This is a genomic window from Aeromonas sp. MdU4 (assembly GCF_041929505.1).
In the GTDB taxonomy this organism is placed as follows: domain Bacteria; phylum Pseudomonadota; class Gammaproteobacteria; order Enterobacterales; family Aeromonadaceae; genus Aeromonas.
In genome coordinates, this window is sequence record NZ_JBHFMW010000009.1 from 1 (window position 1) to 4,469 (window position 4,469).

At 39.2% G+C, this 4,469-nt stretch carries 4 protein-coding genes and 1 pseudogene; 1 reads left to right on the plus strand and 4 read right to left on the minus strand.

Annotated elements, in window-relative coordinates; all coding sequences use genetic code 11:
- Nucleotides 1-50 precede the first annotated feature (50 nt).
- Nucleotides 51-215, minus strand: a pseudogene (locus ACE1BR_RS05760) (transposase); the annotation flags it as partial.
- 429 nt (nt 216-644) lie between these two features.
- On the opposite strand from ACE1BR_RS05760, the gene ACE1BR_RS05765 reads away from it, so the two are divergent.
- Nucleotides 645-1,817, plus strand: a complete 1,173-nt coding sequence (locus ACE1BR_RS05765) for an MFS transporter (RefSeq protein WP_374868503.1) — start codon at nt 645-647, stop codon at nt 1,815-1,817.
- 129 nt (nt 1,818-1,946) lie between these two features.
- Here the strand turns inward: ACE1BR_RS05765 and ACE1BR_RS05770 are convergent, their stop codons facing one another.
- The 3 genes from ACE1BR_RS05770 to ACE1BR_RS05780 are packed head-to-tail and all read right to left on the minus strand — an operon-like array spanning nt 1,947 to nt 4,383.
- Nucleotides 1,947-2,678 carry a 2OG-Fe(II) oxygenase gene (locus tag ACE1BR_RS05770; RefSeq protein ID WP_374868416.1) on the minus strand — a complete coding sequence of 244 codons (732 nt, stop codon included), beginning with the start codon at nt 2,676-2,678 and terminating at the stop codon, nt 1,947-1,949.
- On the minus strand, nt 2,675-3,586 hold the full coding sequence (locus ACE1BR_RS05775; protein WP_374868418.1) for a hypothetical protein: 912 nt from the start codon (nt 3,584-3,586) through the stop codon (nt 2,675-2,677). Before ACE1BR_RS05775 ends, ACE1BR_RS05770 begins: the two co-directional genes overlap by 4 nt.
- Before the next feature lie 14 nt (nt 3,587-3,600).
- A complete protein-coding gene (locus tag ACE1BR_RS05780) occupies nt 3,601-4,383 on the minus strand; it encodes an SAM-dependent methyltransferase (RefSeq protein ID WP_374868420.1) in 783 nt (260 codons plus the stop codon).
- Nucleotides 4,384-4,469 lie beyond the last annotated feature (86 nt).

The following is a 4,469-nucleotide window of genomic DNA, read 5'->3' on the forward strand; positions in this document are numbered from 1 at the left end:
TTGATCAATTGAATCTACAGTAGCCTTTTTTAGAATGTCCTTTTCACGTTCGAGCCGGTTCGTTCGGATTGCAGTTGCTGAACCCAGCGACGAAGTACGGTTTCACCGACATCCAGTGAACGGCTTGCTTCGGGGACTGAATATCCCTGGTCGAGCACCAGGGATGCGGCGTCGAGTTTGAATTCAGCAGTAAATGAGCGACGTAATCTTGTCATTGAACACCTCAGGTCATGGTGGCGACTGTACCACCTAAAATGGTGTCCGGGATGATTAGACCACTACAGATGCGGGGAGCTCTCTAATGAGCGCACAGAGTGTCAGAATCGACTCCCCGCACACTAGAAGAATGAGCGTTTTGAGTTTGTAGAGGTTTGCGGAAGTGAAGTCGACAGACGATTACATTGACGAACGGATCATTGTCACCATCTAGCCAGTAACGCTAAAGAGATACCTGTAATCTATTGAACTGTTGGTATAATTTTGATAAAAAATTGTCAAATGCCATCTTTTATCACACGTAGTTGGCAAGTCTTATAAATGGCTTTCAATATCCATTGTGTAAATTAGTGCAGAGGTTTCATAATTCGATGTAACTATTTTATCTTGCTGGAAAAATAACGATAAACCAATGGATTGAGGTGGCTATGCTTAGTGTTTTGTTACATTCTCTCAGTAAATATTTATGGTTACGCACACTTTTACTTGCATTGATTTGCAGTTCTATCGGGTCTGGTCTTACCTTTGTGATGGTATTTGGAGAATTAGCGAGGCTTGATGCCGCTCCTTCTTCATTTGCAGTTGCTTTCATTTTGTCCACATCGCCTGGATTTATCGGGACTATAGTTGGAAAATATCTGCTCCAAAGGATGGAAACCAAGTATTGCCTTATGATTGGAGAGCTCCTTGGAGCTGTTGGGTTGGGTATTCCATGGTTTGGCATAGAGAATAACGCAGCATCGGTTCTTCAATGTGCAGGCATTGCATCATCTTTAGCTGCCGGGCTAACCATTCCTGCAATCAATCATTACACAAAATCGAAGCTTGAAGAGGAAGATATTGGTGCAGGAGCGCTAATTGACACTTTTGTCTTCAGCTGTCATGTATTATTTGGGATTGGGATTGGTGCCATTATATACGAAAAGATTAGCAGTGAAACATTTTTGTTGCTAAATCTTGCTAGTTATTTTTTTGCCATCGTTGTTATATCCCTACTGCCCATAATAAACAAGCAACCTAGCCAGCAAAATATAATTGAAGACCTTCCTCGAAATCTAAGCACAAGACAAATATCCAGCCTATACCTTCTCCCTGCTTTAGCAATGGTAGGATCTCCCGCGATGTCACTATTGCCAACACTTGTGGGCAATGAAAACAAAGGTGATACTATTTTGTATTTATTGTTTTCCCGTGGTCTGGGACAACTAATGGGTCCATTCCTGGTAAATGAAGAACGCTACAAAAGCCAATCTTCTTCATTTATTATAGTTTGCATGATTGTCTTTATAGTTTGCTACTTGTTAGTTCCAATAAGCCCTAACTTAATTGTGTCATTGGCTTTTGTTTTTATTGCCCATATTTTTTCTAACATTATTTATAGTATGGGCTGGTATAACATATTAACAAATTTTCGGAATGAACATGTAGCCGCTGCATCTGCAAGTAGCTATAAGAGGCAGATCGTAATCGGAGCTGTTGCAAGTATTTTATCTGGGGTACTTGCCGATAGGATCGGAAGTGGAATGGCTCTACTAGTTTGTTCTATAACAGGATTGGTTTTGTCCTCTCTGTTAATAATAACCATTAGAACAAAACTATAACTTTTAAATACAAATGGGTTGCGTTTGCGACCCATTTGTTAACGATATTGCAATGATTGTTTTAATGCGAACAACCTTCAGATTTTAACCTACTTCATTGCATAAAATATTAATAGGCTGCGTTCACGATCAAGCGTTCTGATGGAAAAAACCAGCCACCGAGCAGCGAACATTTTCGCCTGCACTGGTATCAACCTTTTTGATGCAGTGGGAGTAATTTGGTTTGATTACAACCAATCGATTTGGCTTTGGATAAACAAATGTCCCAATTCCAGATTCATTTATATTGCGATCTCGAATTGTCCAGCCAAATTCTGGTCCAACAGCTCCACCGATTATGCCTGACAACCTCAGAACATTTTCTGAGGCATCATATACTTTCTCTGATAGACCTGCACTTGAACTCACAGCTGTATCAATAATGCACAGCTCTCCTCCCCAGCTTGGTCTCCACTCCGGATGTGCATAAAAGATGTAGGCACCTTTATATAGAGCATCATCCTCATGCCAACCAAGGCCAGTTCCTGATGGGTATAGATATGAAGTCAAGGAAAATGCGTTCCAATCATCGCCTAGAAATTCTCGTAACTCACCATATATCTCCAATAACTTTCGACTCAAAACATTCATACCATCTGAGATTATCTCGGCATTGAGTGTTGTATTCCTGGTTAAACATGAAAATATATAGCATGGACTGGTAAATGGCGCTCCGTCTGTTAGTCTCCATGACTTCGACCAGCCATTAGAGTGAACCGGGAAATATTTCTCAAACTGCATGTACAGTTGGATTGCAAACAGCTCATCTTCATTCAAAAAATCATCTATAACGAGATATCCATTGCCTTGTGTTTTTTTCATAAGCCAATCCCTGTATCCATCAGTTCAATCTCTTTGTTCCATGATTCAATCATATTTCTCCATTGTGGCAAGAAATACTCTCTAATATTAAAAAGAGCTTTAGTTAGATGAATCCACATGCTTTTTGCGGAAATGCTTGCATCACTTAGCCAGAGATTATCTTTGGTGTCTTCCTTCGTTAGAAGGAAGTTTAGTGATTTCTCTCTAAACTTAACTATCTCACTGTACACATAGCAAGCATTAAACGCCTGAGAATAACTGAATGTGCGGTCATTCCTGTACGGAAGGTCAAGGATGCAATCATCACGCTGGTCATAACAGTAATGCTTTTCATTGAGTGCGTTGTAAGCATGTACCTGATGGTGTAGTGCTTCGTGATATAAGTTTTCAACAAATCCAAATATACCAAACTCCCTTGGTATCTGATGGAATGGTGGAATAAAAAAAAGTGTGGCGTCAGAAACAAATGTGATATGTGGTAGTTCATAAAAAGATGCGTTACCATTATCAGCAGCATCATTATTTGGAGTAAGCCATACCAGTGCAGAAATGAATCCCGATATGAACCTCAACTCGTCTTCCATAAGATGCCCGTAGCATTTCAAACCATCTTCAAGGAATGCAAGCCTAGAATCACAAGCTGAAATGCAGTCAACATTATCAATACCCATCATTAATGCCATTTTTCTTCCTGCTTCGGCATTAATCCAGTCAAATGATAGGCTGCCAACTTTCACATTTGTAACATCGAGATGAGAGAGATGAAATTTATTATTAGTATAGGTGTTGGGATCTCGTACTTGTGCACAATCCAGCGGCCACATTTTATCAAGCCCTTCAAATTCCGATGAGCCATTATTTAGGTATAAATAGCCTTGCAGCATGTCATGACTATTAAAGTTAAGCATTTTTTCACCTTGAATTATATTGCGCCAATTTCATTCAAAAATTCAAAGTTGACCCTATCCTTGCTTGGTAATAACGCTGGAATATATAGGGTATGTCGATAGGTTATGTTTAAAAATAATTCGTCGAGATTGTTTATGCTACCTTCAATCTTATCTGGCTCACCACTATTATCTACAGAGGCGCTAAGAAGAAAAATTTTATTTTCCGGTGCGTAATGTTTTAGTAGCTTGTTTTTTAAATATGAAATTTTATTGTTTTTATGAGGCGATGAGTAATCAGTGTTGGCATTTCCTACTGAACAAACGTGATAGATAAAGTAATTGACGCATGGTTCCATTGCGTAATCGTATATAATTAAGCGATTAGCATCAACAATGCCAACTCCCTCCTCTAGAGGGTCAATCCCTAGATCATTGATCATGGCATCAAAACTGGAAATACCGGGGTAGCAGCGAAACTCAAAGCCATCCTCTTTTGAGCGTTGCTGCAATAATTGCACAATCGTTACACCAACTCTCGGATGACCGGGAACAACTAAACAAATGTTGCTGTAGCTATGTAAATTGGTCATTAGGCAATCAATTATTCGCACGTAATTATCAACATCAAATCCGCCGTCTTTATATAGATGTGATAAATTCTCACAACTGATGTTTTTCTCTAAAAGATAATCGCTTAATCCCAAAATGCTCCCAATCCACAAGACAATTTTTGAGTTATTAATGACTTCAAAACCATCTTTAGTTATCTGACTTATTCCAGTCATTCCACTCCCAATTACGGAAATTTTTTTCATGCGACTTCCTTTATAAAGAAGCCTCAATGCAACTATTGAGGCTTCTTTTTCATAAATTAGAAACTACCGATGACCTTTGCAAGGTT

Excerpts from the sequence above, each read along its gene's own strand:
- ACE1BR_RS05765 (WP_374868503.1), top strand. The coding sequence starts at position 645 with ATGCTTAGTGTTTTGTTACATTCTCTCAGTAAATATTTATGGTTACGC.
- ACE1BR_RS05770 (WP_374868416.1), bottom strand. The coding sequence starts at position 2,678 with ATGAAAAAAACACAAGGCAATGGATATCTCGTTATAGATGATTTTTTG.
- ACE1BR_RS05775 (WP_374868418.1), bottom strand. The coding sequence starts at position 3,586 with ATGCTTAACTTTAATAGTCATGACATGCTGCAAGGCTATTTATACCTA.
- ACE1BR_RS05780 (WP_374868420.1), bottom strand. The coding sequence starts at position 4,383 with ATGAAAAAAATTTCCGTAATTGGGAGTGGAATGACTGGAATAAGTCAG.